Origin of the sequence: Streptococcus sanguinis (assembly GCF_003943655.1) — a bacterium.
Taxonomy (GTDB): domain Bacteria; phylum Bacillota; class Bacilli; order Lactobacillales; family Streptococcaceae; genus Streptococcus; species Streptococcus sanguinis_F.
On sequence record NZ_RJMM01000019.1, the window covers coordinates 1 to 16,116 of the forward strand.

The 16,116-nt window shown below is 43.8% G+C and carries 16 protein-coding genes, 1 pseudogene and 1 riboswitch; all 17 genes and pseudogenes read left to right on the plus strand.

Translation table 11 applies throughout. The annotated features are described in order from the left end of the window. Window positions 1-298: pseudogene (locus tag D8886_RS08280) on the plus strand (hypothetical protein); the annotation flags it as partial. A gap of 95 nt (window positions 299-393) precedes the next feature. Beyond that, the gene (locus tag D8886_RS08285; protein WP_125435066.1) at window positions 394-954 is read left to right on the plus strand and encodes a hypothetical protein; all 561 of its coding nucleotides are present in this window, start codon (window positions 394-396) and stop codon (window positions 952-954) included. A 198-nt stretch (window positions 955-1,152) separates the two neighbouring features. After that, window positions 1,153-2,469: an HAD family hydrolase gene (locus tag D8886_RS08290; RefSeq protein ID WP_125435068.1), complete on the plus strand. Its 1,317-nt coding sequence runs from the start codon at window positions 1,153-1,155 to the stop codon at window positions 2,467-2,469. A gap of 39 nt (window positions 2,470-2,508) precedes the next feature. Next, a complete protein-coding gene (locus tag D8886_RS08295; RefSeq protein ID WP_125435122.1) occupies window positions 2,509-2,943 on the plus strand; it encodes a EutP/PduV family microcompartment system protein in 435 nt (144 codons plus the stop codon). A 64-nt stretch (window positions 2,944-3,007) separates the two neighbouring features. Then, window positions 3,008-4,102: a threonine-phosphate decarboxylase CobD gene (gene cobD, locus D8886_RS08300; protein WP_125435070.1), complete on the plus strand. Its 1,095-nt coding sequence runs from the start codon at window positions 3,008-3,010 to the stop codon at window positions 4,100-4,102. Then, window positions 4,095-4,961, plus strand: a complete 867-nt coding sequence (locus D8886_RS08305) for a GHMP family kinase ATP-binding protein (RefSeq protein ID WP_125435072.1) — start codon at window positions 4,095-4,097, stop codon at window positions 4,959-4,961. Before cobD ends, D8886_RS08305 begins: the two co-directional genes overlap by 8 nt. Window position 4,962: 1 nt before the next feature. Next, window positions 4,963-6,030: a nicotinate-nucleotide--dimethylbenzimidazole phosphoribosyltransferase gene (gene cobT, locus D8886_RS08310; protein ID WP_125435074.1), complete on the plus strand. Its 1,068-nt coding sequence runs from the start codon at window positions 4,963-4,965 to the stop codon at window positions 6,028-6,030. 12 nt (window positions 6,031-6,042) lie between these two features. Next, the gene (locus D8886_RS08315) at window positions 6,043-6,642 is read left to right on the plus strand and encodes a cob(I)yrinic acid a,c-diamide adenosyltransferase (protein WP_125435076.1); all 600 of its coding nucleotides are present in this window, start codon (window positions 6,043-6,045) and stop codon (window positions 6,640-6,642) included. Window positions 6,643-6,902: 260 nt separating this feature from the next. Continuing rightward, window positions 6,903-7,051, minus strand: a riboswitch (adenosylcobalamin (AdoCbl) riboswitch). 310 nt (window positions 7,052-7,361) lie between these two features. After that, window positions 7,362-8,504 carry a 1-propanol dehydrogenase PduQ gene (locus tag D8886_RS08320; protein ID WP_125435078.1) on the plus strand — a complete coding sequence of 381 codons (1,143 nt, stop codon included), beginning with the start codon at window positions 7,362-7,364 and terminating at the stop codon, window positions 8,502-8,504. Between the two features lie 96 nt (window positions 8,505-8,600). Then, window positions 8,601-8,945, plus strand: a complete 345-nt coding sequence (locus tag D8886_RS08325) for a BMC domain-containing protein (protein WP_002898216.1) — start codon at window positions 8,601-8,603, stop codon at window positions 8,943-8,945. A gap of 24 nt (window positions 8,946-8,969) precedes the next feature. Then, on the plus strand, window positions 8,970-9,545 hold the full coding sequence (locus tag D8886_RS08330; protein ID WP_125435080.1) for an ANTAR domain-containing response regulator: 576 nt from the start codon (window positions 8,970-8,972) through the stop codon (window positions 9,543-9,545). Then, window positions 9,545-10,981, plus strand: coding sequence for a sensor histidine kinase (locus tag D8886_RS08335; RefSeq protein WP_125435082.1), 1,437 nt, complete (start codon window positions 9,545-9,547; stop codon window positions 10,979-10,981). The genes D8886_RS08330 and D8886_RS08335 overlap by 1 nt, the downstream gene beginning before the upstream one ends. Window positions 10,982-11,094: 113 nt before the next feature. Further along, complete coding sequence (gene eutA, locus D8886_RS08340; protein ID WP_125435084.1) at window positions 11,095-12,528, plus strand: ethanolamine ammonia-lyase reactivating factor EutA; 1,434 nt, start codon at window positions 11,095-11,097, stop codon at window positions 12,526-12,528. 31 nt (window positions 12,529-12,559) lie between these two features. Beyond that, window positions 12,560-13,930, plus strand: coding sequence for an ethanolamine ammonia-lyase subunit EutB (locus D8886_RS08345; RefSeq protein WP_125435086.1), 1,371 nt, complete (start codon window positions 12,560-12,562; stop codon window positions 13,928-13,930). 16 nt (window positions 13,931-13,946) lie between these two features. Then, window positions 13,947-14,867 carry an ethanolamine ammonia-lyase subunit EutC gene (gene eutC, locus D8886_RS08350; protein WP_002919542.1) on the plus strand — a complete coding sequence of 307 codons (921 nt, stop codon included), beginning with the start codon at window positions 13,947-13,949 and terminating at the stop codon, window positions 14,865-14,867. A gap of 15 nt (window positions 14,868-14,882) precedes the next feature. Next, entirely contained in the window at window positions 14,883-15,536 is a 654-nt protein-coding gene (gene eutL / locus D8886_RS08355; protein WP_009659835.1) for an ethanolamine utilization microcompartment protein EutL, read from the plus strand. Between the two features lie 15 nt (window positions 15,537-15,551). Next, window positions 15,552-16,115: a BMC domain-containing protein gene (locus tag D8886_RS08360; protein WP_125435088.1), complete on the plus strand. Its 564-nt coding sequence runs from the start codon at window positions 15,552-15,554 to the stop codon at window positions 16,113-16,115. The last annotated feature ends 1 nt before the right edge of the window (window position 16,116 follow it).

Here is a 16,116-nt window from a genome sequence, read left to right on the forward strand (position 1 = left end):
CCTTTTTATCTTTGCTTGTGGCCTCTATGCTTGGTATTATCTCCCAAAGAATCAAGGAAAAGTCTGGACTTTTAATCAAGTAAAAGAGGGAAATAGAAAGAAAACATGGTGGAATAATTTTGCTGTAGCTTTTGCGGGTGCAACAATCATTCCCTCTCTCCTAACAGGCTATATTCAGATTGCTTTTGGTGTTTTATTGGGAATTTTGTTGACCTTGACTTTGCCAGCTGTCATAGTAGATGCGGTTTATGCAGCTATTTATATAAGGAAGCATCCGAAAAGTGATGAACTAATTTGAGGTGTTTTTAGTAACTGACAAAAAGTTGAGTGGTGTACCGAATATACCCAATATAGTTAAACAATGATAAAAAATATACTTTAAAAGGAAAATGAATGAAGAAATATTCTAATTTAGTAAACTTAGGCTGGTATCAGGGTAAGGCCCTTTATTATGATTTAGAGAAGGAACAATTAAAACTATCTAACGTTTTACAAAATACTGAGAAAATTCAGACCTATACCCCTGCCTTTATACTGATAGTTGGTCCATTGTTAAAGATGATAGCAAAGAAACTTGTAGTAGATTCTTTTAACATTCGATTAATAATACTAATTTTAACCATCTTTCTTACTGGGATTATTACTAGAATGGCAATGGTTTCTATGAAAAAGAAAACCACTTTTTCTATAGTAAATTTAGAAAGTTCTGAGGGAAAGGAGTTTATAGAAAAAGCAAAAAAACATTATAAAGTAATTAGAATAACACAATTACTTGGTACCCCATGTGTGGTACTACTTTCCATATTGTATTTAAAAGATGGTGAGATGATGATGATGATACTCGGTAGTATTTTAAGTTATGCGCTTATTATGATTCATTTTGACTACCAAATGTCTAAACGTAAGAAAATCTTGCAACATTTAGAAGAAAACTTTGCTAAGGTAGAGAAATAATTTTTCTCTGCCTTTATTTTTTTACAAATCTGAAAGCGCTTCATTGACAAAGTCTGTCAGATAGTTTATAATATAATAACAGTATAGAAAATGGCAAGGAAGCCTGATTTGATCGCAATGAAGCGAGTGTTTCAGAATCAAAGGGGTTTTCTATGCCATTTTTTTGCGCACTATTATTTTTTATGGAGGATTGTTTCTATGCGGACAAAAGGAATTGTGCTGCTTTGTAGTTTGGCTTTGCTTCTGGGAGCTTGTCAAGCGGGGAATAACAAGACGACGACGGAGTCATCCTCGGCTAAGACAGAGACAACGGATAAGGACAAGGCTAAGACTTTGGATAAGGGCGTTTGGGAAGACAAGCTTTATGCCCGTCTGACCAAGCTCATCAAGGAAAATGGGAACACCAGCTCTAGCTATGATAAAAATAAAAAACCTTATGCCGTCTTTGACTGGGACAATACGACAGTCATTAACGATATTGGCGAAGCAACCTTTACCTATCAAATTGAAAATCTGGCCTTTAAGATGACGCCGGAAGAATTTGACCAAGCAGTGCGGACCAATATACCGAGCGACGATTTTGTTGAAGATTTCCATAACAAAGATGGTGAACCAGTGAACATTGACAAGATTGCGGCTGACCTGCTTTCTGACTACACGGTTATTTACAATAGCTATAAGGGAATGCAAGGAGACAAGTCTCTGGAAGAAGTCAAAAAGACCGATGAATACCAAGACTTTGCTGCTAAACTCCGCTATCTTTACGAAGCGATTGGTGATACCTTCAGCTCTGACATCAGTTATCCATGGGTGACCTACCTCTATGCAGGTATGACTTCTGAAGAAGTTCAAGCTCTATCTGAAAAGTCTATTGACCAAGCTCTCCAAGACAAGCTAACTTCTGAAACTTGGGAAAGTCCAGAAGGCTTGAAAGGTGAGTCAGGCCAAATCACTGTGACCTTCAAGCGCGGTGTTCGCTCAGTCAAGGAAATGCAAAATCTCTATAAGACTCTGATGGCTAACGGCATTGATGTCTATATCTGCTCAGCGTCTTATATTGATGTGATTATCCCTTATGCTAGCAATTCTAAGTATGGCTACAATATTCCTAAAGAAAATGTTACTGGTATGCGCCTGAAAAAGGATGATAAGGGTGTGATTCAGCCAGAATATGATACCAACTATGCTCAGACTCAGGGTGAGGGCAAGACAGAGACTATTAAGAAACTGATTGCTGTCAATCATGATAATCAAGAACCAATCCTGATTGCCGGTGACAGTAATGGCGACTATGCTATGCTCAAGGACTTCCCTAAACTGCAAATGGGTATTATCTTCAATCTTTTGAGAGATCCTAGCAAGGGAATCGGTCTTCTGCAAACCAAGGCAATTGAAACTTACGGCCAGGAAGATGCCCTTTACTACCTGCAAGGCCGCGATGAAAATAAAGGTGTACTGCTCAACGGCAGGGAAACTATCAAACTAGATAGTAAGGAAGCCCAGCTAAGCAGATAGCAGGCAGTTCCCTGTCATAGAGAGGAATGGATGCAAAATATGAAAAAAATCATGTTTGTCGGTCCAGTCGGAGTGGGTAAGACTACTCTGACCCAGCGACTGAAAGGCTTGGAGCTAAGCTACTTTAAGACTCAGGCTATTGAGTTCTATGATGCCATCATTGACACGCCTGGAGAATTTCTCCAGCATCGTAAGTATTATAATGCTCTGAACGTGACGGCAACGGAGGCTGATGTGATTGGTCTCTTGGTGGCGGCTTCCAATCAGATGCAGACCTTTCCTCAGGGCTTTTCTTCCCTCTTCAATAAAGAAGTGATTGGCATTGTCACCAAGATTGATATGGCTAAACAGCCAGAGCAAATCGAAAAAGCACGGCGGCAGCTGAAAGCGGCTGGAGCCAAGGAAATTTTTGAAATATCTGCGACGGAAAACGAAGGGATTGATAGTCTTCAGGCTTATCTGGAGGCAGACTAAGGACGAAAAAGCCGAATATGGTATACTAGATTCTAACAAGGAATCGAGGAAGGAATGTCTATTTATGAAAGTAGAGCACGGTGGGAATGCGGCAGCTTTGGCTGAGGAATTTGGTTTTTCTCTAGAAGACTGTCTGGATTTCAGTGCCAATATCAACCCTTTGGGGATTTCTCCGCGGCTGAGGGCTTGTCTGACCGAGTCCATTGATTGGCTGGTTCATTATCCAGACATCAGCTACAGTCGCTCCAGAGAGCTTTTGGCACATCATCATGGACTAGAAAAGGACAAGGTCCTGTTGGCAAATGGTGCGGTAGAAGTCTTTTATGAGCTGGCCCGCTTCCTGCGTCCAAAAACGGTCCTGACTCTGAGTCCTACTTTCATGGAATATGAAAAAGCCTTTTCGCAAGTGCAGGCCAAGGTGGAGCGCTTTAGCCTTCCTTCTCCATCCTATGAGTGGAATCTAGCTGACATGTTGCCAGCCTTGGATTCACTGACTGCAGGAGACGCTGTACTCATCTGCAATCCCAATAATCCGACGGGTACCTTGATTCAGCGTACTGAGTTAGAAAAGCTAGCTGAGGATCTGCAGGAGCGGCAAATCTTTTTGATACTGGATGAGGCTTTTATGGACTTTCTGGACGATGAGGAGGACTATAGCTTCGTCTCACGTCTGGCCACCTATCCAAATGCAGTAGTGGTGCGGTCTCTGACTAAGTTTTATGCCATTCCTGGTCTGAGATTGGGCTATGCTCTCAGCTGTCATCCAACTTGCTTTGATGAGATAGAGGGGAGCCGCGCTCCTTGGTCGGTCAATGCTATGGCGGATCACGCCCTACCTGTCCTTTTGGAAGACCAGACCTATCAGCAAGCTACCAAGCAGTGGCTTCGAGTAGAAAGAGACTTCCTTTTTCAAAGACTGACTGCATTTTCACAGATTCGGCCGGTCACGCCTAGTGTCAACTATATCTTCTTTGAGTATTTGGGGCAGCAGGACCTGCGTCAGGAGCTTCGGCAGAGAAAGATTTTTATCCGTTCCTGTCAAAATTATCATAATCTGACAGACCGGCATTACCGCATAGCCATCCGCAGCCATCAGGAGAATGAACAGCTTCTGGCTTGCCTGACAGAGGTCTTGGCGAAAGAGGCTCCTTATGACTAAGGGGATCGTGTCTTGTCCGGGTTCCTGCGGTGAATTATTTCAAGGTCTAGTAGGAGAGCAAGAGGTCCTGCTCTCCTATGGGATTGAGAAGCGTAGTCGGGTTAGATTGGACGGAACTTCGTCTCTCGCAAGGCAAGCTCAAGGTGAAAAGGTAAGGCGAGCTTTGGAGCTCCTGCCTGAGTCCAATGATTTCTCTTTTGTTCAGGAGTCAGACCTGCCTATCAGCAAGGGCTATTCTAGCAGCACAGCAGATATGGTTAGCTGCCTGCAGGCAGCTGCTCTGGGGCAGAAGCAGCCTCTAAAGGCATCAGATTTGACTTATCTCTGTGCCAAGATTGAGCCTACTGACTCGGTTGCTTTTGCGGACTGGACGGTCATTAATCCCCTGACTGGTCAAGTGGTCTGGCAGACAGACTGGCGACCGGAGCTCTATGTTTATATCTTGGAGCCTGTGGAGATGGTGACAACTCTTGACTTGGTTCGGATGAAGGACAGTCCTAGCTATCCGCTTGAGGAGTCAAAGCGCTTGCTTCCTCTCTTTCAGGCGGCTTGTCAGGAGAAGAGTTTGGAAAAACTTGGCCATTTAGCGACCTATAGTGCTTTGTTGAACAACCAACGGCTGCCCAAGCCCTATCTGGAAGAATTACTGAATTTGGTAAAAAAATACCAATGCTTAGGGATCAATGTTGCCCATAGTGGCACATTAGTTGGTCTGCTGCTGAGCAGGGAACAGCTAGAAGTCTTGCCCAAGCTAGAGGCTGAACTAGCTCGCTCAGCCAGCGGGGCTTATTATCAGACTCGGACCTTGAGCAGGATTATTTTTGAAGGGGTGCAGCCGGTCAGGGAGGAGATAGACTAGTTTGAAAGACTTAGAAAAAATTATTGAGCAGATTCTTCCGATAGACAGAGACAAACTTCAAGAAGGCCAGCGCTACTGTGATCAGCTAGGAAAGCCGCCAGGTTCCTTGGGAAAGCTCGAGACTATCTATGCTCGCTTGCATGCCATGTTTTCTGGTCCCATTGATTTGGAGAAGAAGATTGTCCTCGTCTACGTAGCGGATAATGGCATCGTGGCTGAAGGCGTTTCAGCCAATCCTCAGGAAACGACCTATACTGTTGCTCGTAATATTCTAGCAGGGAAATCAGGCCTGTGCGCTATTTCCAAACATGCAGGTTCAGACATCTGCCTAGTAGACATTGGCTGCAAGAAGGATATTTTTGAGGAAAATAAGGACAAGGTCTGTCATGGGACGCGTAACATGCTCAAGGAGCCGGCCATGGCCCGCGAGCAGGCTATAGCGGCAATTCTAGTCGGCTACAAAAAGACAGAGGCCTTGATTAAAGACGGCTATCGTCTCTTTGGAACAGGAGAAATGGGGATTGGCAACACCACCACTTCGGCTGCTGTCATTGCAGCGGTTCTCGGTCTTAAAGCAGAAGACGTCACAGGCTATGGAGCTGGTCTGACCCAGGATATGAAGGCTCATAAAACAGCCATTATCCAGCGGTGTCTTGATCGTCACGCTCCTTATGGAGATATTCTGGATCTGACCGCTAAGCTTGGTGGGCTGGATATGCTGGCTATGGCAGGCACTCATCTTGCCTGTGCCCGCTATCAGCTGCCTTGTGTAGTGGATGGCCTTATCTCTCTAACGGGGCTTCTGATTGCCCATCAGCTGACTCCTCATGTCTTGGACTATACCTTTGCTTCCCATGCTTCGACGGAGCCTGCTTACAGACTGGTCAGTGACTTTCTAGGACTGGAGCCCATGCTTTTGCTGGACATGCGGCTAGGTGAAGGTTCAGGCTGTCCTTTGGCTTTCTTTCTGCTGGAAAATGCTGTTTATACCATGGAGCACATGCCAACCTTTGCTGAAGGCAGCTTGAAAGAAGAAGATTATGTTGATATTCGCAAAAATGTGACTTAAAGGAGGAAAAATATGCAACTCTATACAAAAACAGGTGACAAGGGCTTGACTAAGCTAGTTGGCGGTCAAAGTGTTGCCAAGGATGCAGAACGAGTTAATGCTTACGGAACCATTGATGAGCTGAACTCTTGGATTGGTTATACCATTACCAAGCTGGACAAGGATGATAAGCTGAGAGATGAGCTGCTCCAGCTGCAGCATTATCTCTTTGACTGTGGTTCAGACCTCTCTACTCCTAAGGGAGTTTACCCTTATAAGGTCGATCAGCAGCTGATTGACTGGATTGAGGAGAGGATTGATACCTACTCAGAAATTCCACCGGCTCTGGAAAGGTTTATCCTGCCAGGCGGTGACGAGATTGCTTCCATGATTCATGTGGCTCGGACCATTGCAAGACGGGCAGAGCGCCATATCGTAGGGGCTATGTGGACTACAGAAATTAACAATAATGTCCTGATTTTTGTCAATCGTCTATCAGATTATTTCTTTGCCTTGGCTCGAGTAATCAACTTTACTAAAAACCAAGAAGACATCGCCTATGAAAGAGGTGCTAAGGTCTTCCACAATATCACCAAGGCAGATGTTGAGCGTTGGGCAAGCAAACGCCAGTGACAAAAAGAAACAGAAAAAGTTCTGTCTTTCCAAATTGACTCCTACTGAGTCTTGGAAGGACAGAACTTATTTTAATCTTCTAAAAAAGAAAGCCGCCTATACATCATTGTATCTTCATGCTAAGCTTCGTTGATTAGCACTAGCTTTCCAATTATTGACTCTGCTCCTTTGCAGAAAGACAAGTGAAACCTCATCTTTAGAAAATTAACGTACTTAAACGTAGAGTCAATAATGGAAACTAAGCTAAAATGTTTGTTCCAAACTGACATCACTACCTTACATCGAGGCATGAAATCTACTAAAATTTAAGAATAAAGACCTGACTTAAAGCTGAAAAGCTTATCACAGTGGCGGGACCGCGCTGGATTTTCACCAGACTTCCATATCCTTAAAAGTACTAAAATCAATTTCCTAGTAACTAGATTGTAACACCTTTCACAGGTAATTACAAGGAAAACGAATCAAATTTTAATAAAAATTTAATCCTTCAAACAAGCTTGTTTTTGAAAAGAGAAGCAGCACTAAAAACTTCTTATATTAATGACTTTTTTATTGCCATGAAAGCGCTTTTGTGTTATAATTCAATATAGTACAAAGGGGTACTGAAGATAAATAAGCAATGAAGCTATATGAAAATGCTGTGACGTGTGTAGGGGAGCAGTCTTATTTTCATATAGTTTCTTTTTGTTTAAAAATAGATACAACAGAAAGGAGAAAAAATGTATAAGATTTCCTATAAGACTGAATTGCATGTGGGCAAGGGCGCTCTGCAGCAATTAAGCCATTATAAAAACGAGCATATCTTAGTCGTTGCCGATCCTTTTTTGAAGACATCTGGCACGCTGGATGCTATTTTAGCCAACTTTGATGACAGCAATGATATTGTTGTTTTTACAGATATTGTGCCTGATCCGCCAATCGAAACGGTTGTGGCTGGTATCAAGAGTGCAGGAGACAAGCCGATCAGCATTGTGCTTTCTATTGGCGGAGGCTCTGCCATTGATGCTTCCAAGGCTATGTATTATTTTGCCAAGAAGCAGGGCGCCTTCTCAGAGGCCATTCTCATTGCTATTCCGACGACAAGCGGAACTGGATCTGAAGTGACCGACTTTTCTGTTATCACAGATGCAGACAAAGGCACCAAGTATCCGTTGGTGACTAGTGAAATTCTGCCGGATGTTGCTATCTTGGATGCGGATTTGGTTATGTCTCTTCCTAGCAACATCACAGCAGATACAGGAATGGATGTGCTGACACATGCTATTGAAGCCTATGTATCCACTGAGGCGACCGACTTCTCCGATGCCTTGGCTGAAAAGGCAATTAAGCTGGTCTTTGAATATCTGCCTAAAGCCTACAAAAATGGTCAGGATGTAGAAGCGCGTGAAAAGATGCACGCGGCATCCACTCTGGCAGGGATGGCCTTCAATACGGCTTACTTGGGTATCAACCACAGTCTGGCTCATGCGGCAGGTGCCAAGTTCCATGTTCCTCATGGTCGTTTAAACAGTATTTTAATGCCCCATGTCATTCAGTATAATGCTGGTATCGATCTTAATAATAGGGGCCGGCAGGCAGCGGACAAGACTGTAGCCAGCCGTTATCAAGATATTGCCAAACTACTGGGATGCAGTGCTTCAAGCCCTGTGTCAGGAGTAAGACAGCTGGTTGAAGCTATCAAGAAGCTGCAGAGAAAGCTGGAGATGCCAACTTCTCTAAGAGAATATGGTGTGAAAGCAGATGCTTTTGCTCAGTACAAGGTAGAAATTTCAGAAGCTGCTCTGCATGATGGCTGTACTCCGACGAACCCTCGTGTCCCTACGGCAGAAGAACTGCTTAAAGTATTAGAGAAAGCGTTTTAATCCTCTGAATTGCTGTTATGCCAAAATTATTGTATAATGATTAAGAGCATGCAGTACACTTCTGAAGGTTTAAAATCATGAAGAAGGTTTACTAAATTGGAAGAAAAACAAAGAATGATACAGGAATACGTTCCTGGGAAACAAGTGACCTTGGCGCACCTTATCGCTAATCCTGATGAAGTCATTTTTGAAAAATTGGGATTGCAGGCAGAAATCAAGGATGCGATTGGAATCTTGACGATCACTCCGAGTGAAGCGGCTATCATTGCGGTTGATATTGCGACCAAGGCTGCGGATGTTCAAGTTGGTTTTGTGGATCGTTTCAGCGGCTCTGTCGTGATGACAGGTGATGTTTCTTCTGTTGAGGCAGCTCTCATTGCCGTTTTACAAGGTCTGGAAGAGATTTTGGGCTTCTCCAGTACTGTCGTAACGCGGACATAAAAAATCAAACTGTCGAGGGGAAGTATGAAGGGCAGAATACTAATTGTTGATGATGATCCAATTGTAAGATTAGATATCCGAAATATATTAGAAGCAGCTGATTATGAAGTGGTGGCTGAGGCATCCGATGGCTTTGAGGCTATTGATTTGTGTCAGAAATATCGTTGTGACTTGGTCATGATGGACATCAAGCTTCCGCTTTTGGATGGCCTGACAGCGGGTAAGAAGATACTCGAAGATGCTTTAGCCTACAGTGTGATTCTACTGTCAGCCTACAGTGAAGAACACTATGTTCAAAAAGCTAAAACCAATGGGATTAGTGCTTACTTGGTTAAACCTTTGGATGCCAAGTCCTTGATTCCTATGGTAGAGGTCTGCATTGAGAAAGGCCGCCAGCTTCAGCAGATGTCCAATGAAATGGTCAAGCTGTCAAAAAAGATAGACGATCGGATTGTGATTGAAAAGGCCAAAGGCTTACTGATGGCTCGTGATCATTTGTCAGAGCCAGAAGCTTTCAAACGCATTCGGACAATTAGTATGCAAAAGAGAGTGCCAATGATTGAGATTGCTAAATTGCTGGTGCTCCAAGATGATGTGTAATGATGTATAAAGATAAGATAAAGCAGCTTTGTCAGGAACAGACAAATTTGGATGAGGCTGATATCGAGCATCTTGTCCAACAGGCTGACGAATTATTGAAAAACTCAGCTTATGCCAATGAAGATGTCTTCATTGACGTAAAGAATATCTTTTCGGAACATGCCATTGTCATCTTTCACAAAAAACCGGAAAGCAAGCTCAGCTTGTACGAAAACTCGGTCGTAGGTGCTATGGCCTATCTGGAAAATGAGCCAGGTGTTATCCGGACCTTGGAGACGGGCGCTCCCTCGATTGGGCTTTCGGCCAGATCGCAGGAGGGCTTAGCCATCCACCAGACGGTCTTTCCGATAGTGAGAGAAGAGCGCGTCATCGGAACGCTGATTATCGAAAGAAATGCTCCTCAGACTTTACCGGACCACTTTTCTTTAGATAAAGAGAACGACGGTTTTGAGTTACGGAGCACTCCTGAGATTTCAGCTCAAGAGCAGTTTGTTTTATTTGATCATATTGACGAAGCTTGTCTGGTCTTTGACCAGCAGGGTTATCTCAAGTATTTCAATCAAGCAGCTGCCGACTCTTATCGTCATAAGCTGGGCTATATGGACTCGATTGAGGGAATGCATTATAGCAATCTGGTCTTAGACAGTCTGACTTTTGAAGAAATCCAGCAACTGGGACCGCAAGCCCCTCAAGAAAAACCTCACCAAGTTGAGGTACATTATGGCACATATTGCTTTTTGGTCAAACGCTATTTGCTGGCTGAGAGTGAAAATGTGGTCATGATCTGTAAGGATATTACAGACATCAAGGAAAAGGAAGCGCAGCTCTTAACCCATACAACTACCATTCGTGAAATGAACCATCGGGTAAAGAATCACTTGCAAACCGTTGTTTCCTTGCTGCGACTACAGGCTCAGCAAAGTCCAGGAGCAGACACCAAAAAAGCTCTTAATGACAGTATGAATCGTGTGCTCTCCATAGCTGCGACTCACGAGCTCCTGTCTTCTCAGCAGGATGACAGCATTCAGATTGAGCATCTGCTGAAGAAAGTTATCGAAAATGTTCAGCGCTGTTTTTCTGGGCATAGGGAAATAGCCCTGACCTACAGCTTGGAACCGGAACTCTGTCTTGACAGCAGCCGGGCTACTTCACTGGCGCTAATCGTCAATGAATTACTGCAGAACAGCTATGAACATGCTTTTAAGGACAAAAAATATCCAGAAAAACAGCAAATCCATTTGCAGGTTGGATTTAAAAATGATATAATAACTTTAAAAGTACTGGATAATGGTAGCGGTTACAATCAAGAGCATTCCTTTGAGAATCATTTGGGTCTACTCTTGGTGGAGCGCTTTGTCCAAGGAAAATTGTTTGGAACCTTGTCTATCCACTCAGACCATGAGGGGACGATAACGACCATTCGTTTTAAAAAATAAATACTACCAGACTAACAATGATGTCAGTCGAAAAAAGCAATGACGCTTGAAGAATGTAAATGAACTCTGTTTGTTTGCATTGCTTTGAGCGTCTTTTTTTGGAGGTTTTTAGTATGTCAGATAAAATTTTGAGTGTGGGGCTTGATATCGGGACAGCCACTACACAGCTGATCCTTTCAGAGCTTACCATCGAGAATATTGCTTCTGTGTTTACTATTCCTCGTGTCTATATTACAGATAAAAAAGTTCTTTATAAAAGTGAAATTATCTTCACACCAATTTCGGATCAACTTTTGATCGAGGTAGATAAGATCAAAAACTTTGTTCTGAATGAGTATGCGAAAGCAGGCATTCAGAAAAAAGATATTCAGATGGGGGCAGTCATCATTACTGGTGAGACAGCTCGAAAGGAAAATGCCAGTCAGGTGCTGCAAGCCCTGAGTGGCTATGCTGGTGACTTTGTCGTTGCGACGGCCGGCCCAGACCTTGAGAGTATCATCGCTGGTAAAGGGGCCTGCAGTCATCAGTATTCCCAAGAGCATCATACATCAGTGGTCAATATTGATATTGGTGGGGGGACTTCCAATCTGGCAGTTTTCCGAGAAGGAGATGTGATTGATACAGGGTGTTTTGATATCGGAGGTCGGCTGATAAAGATGGATCCGCAGACCCAGCGGATTAGCTATATTGCTCCAAAACTGCAGACTATCATTGCAGAGCAGGGACTTCAGTTGGCAGTCGGTGAAACGGTCCATCGGGCTGATTTGGATCGGCTGATTCAAGAAATGGTCTCCGTATTAGAACAGTCTGTAGGAATTGACAATCACAGTCCTTACTATGAGCTCCTACAGACCAACCACGGTCTCAAGTTGAACTATGATCTCCACTGTGTATCTTTCTCAGGTGGTGTAGCTGATGGAGTATACTTGGAAACGACCTCGGCGGATGATTTCCGCTATGGGGATATTGGTATCCTGCTAGGCAGGGCGCTGAGAAAATCCAAGATTTTTGATCAAAAGAAGGTCATCCAGTCAGCTGAGACCATCCGGGCAACCGTTGTCGGAGCCGGCAGCCATACGACCGATGTCAGCGGCAGTACCATCACCTACATCTCCGATATCCTCCCTATTAAGAACATTCCAGTTCTCAAACTGGCTGCTTCTGATGAGCATGAGGACAAGGAGGGGCTGCAGCAGATTATCAAGGACAAGGTAGCCTGGTTCACACTGGAAAATGAAGTCCAGCAGGTGGCTTTGGCAATCAATGGAGAAAAAAGCCCAAGCTTCGCCCGAGTTTTGGAATATGCAGAGGCTATTGTCAAGGGAATGAGCGAAAGCATTGAAAAGAAAATTCCGTTGCTAGTGGTGGTCAGAGAAGATATGGCCAAGGTTCTAGGCCAATGTCTCTTTGCTCAATTGCCTAAGGATTATCCATTTGTCTGCATTGACTCAGTGGATGTTCAAAATGGCGACTATATCGATATTGGTAATCCAGTCATTGAAGGATCGGTCTTACCAATTGTCGTGAAAACATTGGTGTTTAATTAAACTTTTATTTACACAAAGGAGGAAGTAATCCATGATTTTGAAAACAAAATTGTTTGGTCGGCTTTACGAATTTAAATCCGTAAAAGAAGTGCTGGCCAAATCCAATGAGTACAAATCCGGGGATCAGCTAGCCGGAGTAGCAGCAGAATCTGCCGAAGAGCGTGTCGCTGCTAAGGTTGTACTAGCTCAGCTGAAACTGTCTGATTTGTTCAATAATCCAGTAGTGCCTTATGAAGAAGATGAAGTAACACGGATTATCATTGACGACGTCAATCTTCGTACTTACGAAAAGATTAAGAATTGGACAGTAGAAGAATTGCGTGAATGGATCTTGGATAACAAGACTAAGAACGTAGATATTCAGTGGCTGTCTCGTGGGTTGACTTCTGAAATGGTAGCAGCGGTTGCTAAGTTGATGACCAACTTGGACTTGATTGTAGCTGCCAATAAGATTGTCATTACCAAACATGCCAATACAACGATTGGTATGCCGGGAACATTCTCTTCTCGTCTTCAACCAAACCATACCACAGACGATCCAGACGGTATCATGGCTTCTACTATGGAAGGTTTTGCTTATGGATGTGGGGATGCTCTTTTGGGATTGAACCCAGTAGACGACTCTGTGGAAAGTACCAAACGGGTCTTGCATAAGTTTAACGACTTCATCGAAGAGTACAAGATTCCAACTCAGCACTGTGTGCTAGCTCACGTTACTACTCAGATTGAAGCTATGAATCAAGGTGCTCCGACAGGATTGGTCTTCCAGTCTATCGCTGGTTCTGAAAAAGGAAATGAAGCCTTTGGTTTTGATGCTAAAATCATTCAAGAAGCTTGGGATACAGCTCTGAAAGTGGGAACAGCTGCTGGACCGAATGTCATGTACTTTGAAACAGGTCAAGGTTCTGAACTTTCATCTGACGCTCACCATGGAGCAGACCAAGTGACTATGGAAGCTCGTTGTTATGGTTTCGCTAAACGCTTCGATCCATTCTTGGTAAATACCGTTGTTGGATTTATCGGACCTGAATATCTCTATGATTCTAAGCAAGTTATCCGTGCTGGTTTGGAAGACCACTTCATGGGCAAACTGACTGGTATCTCAATGGGTTGTGATATCTGTTACACTAACCACATGAAGGCTGACCAAAACGACGCTGAAAATCTCTTGGTTCTTCTCGGAGCAGCTAACGTTAACTACATCATGGCGATTCCTCATGGTGACGATATTATGCTTAACTATCAAACAACTGGTTACCATGAAACAGCAACCATGCGTTCACTTCTCAACAAACGTCCGATTAAGGAATTTGAAGAGTGGATGGAAAAAATGGGCTTGATGGAAGATGGCCACCTGACAGAAATCGGCGGAGACGGCTCCATCTTTATGAAATCAAATTAGCAAGGAGGAAATCATTGTGGATGAATTGCAATTAAAAGAAATGATTCGCTCATTGTTAAATGAGATGGGCGGTGACTCAGCTGTTAAAGAAACAGCAGCGACTGACCAGAACAAAGCTGAAAAACCTGCAGTTTCTCTGCAGGAAGAAGTCAAACAAGACACTTCAGTGATTGAAGATGGCATTATTCCGGATATAACAGAAGTAGATATCCAGGAACAGTTCTTAGTTCCGAATGCCATCAATGAAGAAGCTTACCGGAAAATTAAGAAATTTACTCCGGCACGTCTGGGCTTATGGCGGGCAGGCGATCGCTACAAGACACAAAGTGTTTTGCGTTTCCGTGCAGACCATGCGGCAGCTCAGGATGCGGTCTTCTCCTATGTTTCAGATGACTTTATCAAGGAAATGGGCTTCATCCCTGTACAGACCAAGGCGACTACTAAAGATGAATATTTGACACGTCCAGATTTTGGCCGGGTCTTCCCTGAAGATCAGCAGGCGATTATCAAGGAAAAATGCAAACCTAATGCCAAAGTTCAGATTGTCGTTGGTGATGGTCTTAGCTCATCAGCTATCGAGGCTAACGTCAAAGACTTCCTGCCAGCTCTGAAGCAAGGTCTGAAAATGTTCGGGCTGGACTTTGGCGAAGTACTCTTTATCAAGCATGCTCGGGTTGCAGCTATGGACCAAATCGCAGAGCTGACTGGTGCAGAAGTTATTTGTATGCTGGTTGGTGAGCGTCCAGGTCTGGTAACAGCTGAGTCCATGAGTGCTTATCTGGCTTACAAGCCAACAGTTGGTATGCCGGAAGCGAAACGGACCGTTGTTTCCAATATTCATAAAGGCGGAACACCAGCCGTTGAAGCTGGAGCCTATGTAGCAGAAATCATTAAGAAGATTCTTGATAATAAGAAATCAGGAATTGATTTGAAATAATAGGAGGTAGTGGCTTTGAAAAATGATCGATTAGGTGCAAATGTATTAAGTGCCCTTCTGATTTCGAACGTGGATGCAGGTTTGGCAGCTTCTTTGGAGCTTAAACCACATCACAGAAGCCTGGGAATTATCACTTCTGACTGTGATGATGTCACTTATGTAGCCTTGGATGAAGCAACCAAGGCAGCAGATGTCGAAGTTGTCTATGCTCGCAGTATGTACGCTGGTGCAGGCAACGCTTCAACTAAGCTGGCTGGTGAAGTCATCGGTATCTTGGCTGGTCCAAACCCAGAAGAAGTTCGCAGCGGTCTGGATGTAGCAGTCTATGAAATCGAAAATGGGGCTAGCTTCTACAGTGCCAATGATGATGACAGCATTCCTTATTTTGCACATTGTATCTCTCGTGCGGGCTCTTACCTGTCAGAGGGAGCTAATGCAGAAGAGGGAACAGCGATTGCTTACTTGATTGCTCCACCGGGTGAAGCTATGGTGGCACTGGATGCAGCTTTGAAAGCGGCAGATGTGCAGGTTGGAGCCTTCTATGGACCACCAAGTGAAACCAACTTTGCCGGCGGACTTCTGGTCGGATCACAGTCAGCCTGCCGAGCTGCCTGCGACGCATTTGCGAATGCAGTTATCGCAGTAGCAAATGATCCTAAAAGTTATTGATTAGGAGTTGATTAAATGGCAGATAGAGCACTAGGTTTAATTGAAGTAAAAGGTTATCTAGGTGCTGTAGTTGCGGCAGATGCGGCTTTGAAGGCTGCCAATGTATCATTGCTTAATATTGAAACGGTCAAAGCTGGTTTGAATACGGTTCAATTAATAGGCGATGTCAGTGCAGTCCGCTCAGCGGTTGATGCGGCAGTTGAGTTGGTACAGGATAAACCTTACTATCTGGCCAGCCATGTAATTTCTAGGTTGGATAACCAGACAGACCTTCTCTTTGTACCAAAGAGAAACAGTAAAACAGCTAAAAAAGAGATTGCTTCTACGGCGGAAACAATCCCTTCAGAAAAAATCAAAGAAAAGCCTCAGCCTGTAAAGGAAACTAAGGCTAAACCAGCAGAGAAGCTTGAAGGAGAGACAAGGACCTACACCAGAGAAGAACTGGAAAAACTAAAAGTCGTCGAACTACGCAGCCTTGCCTATCATCAAGAAGGTATCCGTCTCAGCAAGAAAGAAATCAAATTTGCCAACAAGAAACTTCTCGTTGAGACTTTGATGGAAACAATAGGAGAGGAGTAAT

Coding starts and splice junctions, on each gene's coding strand:
- D8886_RS08285 (WP_125435066.1), top strand. CDS start 394: ATGAAGAAATATTCTAATTTAGTAAACTTAGGCTGGTATCAGGGTAAG.
- D8886_RS08290 (WP_125435068.1), top strand. CDS start 1,153: ATGCGGACAAAAGGAATTGTGCTGCTTTGTAGTTTGGCTTTGCTTCTG.
- D8886_RS08295 (WP_125435122.1), top strand. CDS start 2,509: ATGAAAAAAATCATGTTTGTCGGTCCAGTCGGAGTGGGTAAGACTACT.
- cobD (WP_125435070.1), top strand. CDS start 3,008: ATGAAAGTAGAGCACGGTGGGAATGCGGCAGCTTTGGCTGAGGAATTT.
- D8886_RS08305 (WP_125435072.1), top strand. CDS start 4,095: ATGACTAAGGGGATCGTGTCTTGTCCGGGTTCCTGCGGTGAATTATTT.
- D8886_RS08315 (WP_125435076.1), top strand. CDS start 6,043: ATGCAACTCTATACAAAAACAGGTGACAAGGGCTTGACTAAGCTAGTT.
- D8886_RS08320 (WP_125435078.1), top strand. CDS start 7,362: ATGTATAAGATTTCCTATAAGACTGAATTGCATGTGGGCAAGGGCGCT.
- D8886_RS08330 (WP_125435080.1), top strand. CDS start 8,970: ATGAAGGGCAGAATACTAATTGTTGATGATGATCCAATTGTAAGATTA.
- D8886_RS08335 (WP_125435082.1), top strand. CDS start 9,545: ATGATGTATAAAGATAAGATAAAGCAGCTTTGTCAGGAACAGACAAAT.
- eutA (WP_125435084.1), top strand. CDS start 11,095: ATGTCAGATAAAATTTTGAGTGTGGGGCTTGATATCGGGACAGCCACT.
- D8886_RS08345 (WP_125435086.1), top strand. CDS start 12,560: ATGATTTTGAAAACAAAATTGTTTGGTCGGCTTTACGAATTTAAATCC.
- D8886_RS08360 (WP_125435088.1), top strand. CDS start 15,552: ATGGCAGATAGAGCACTAGGTTTAATTGAAGTAAAAGGTTATCTAGGT.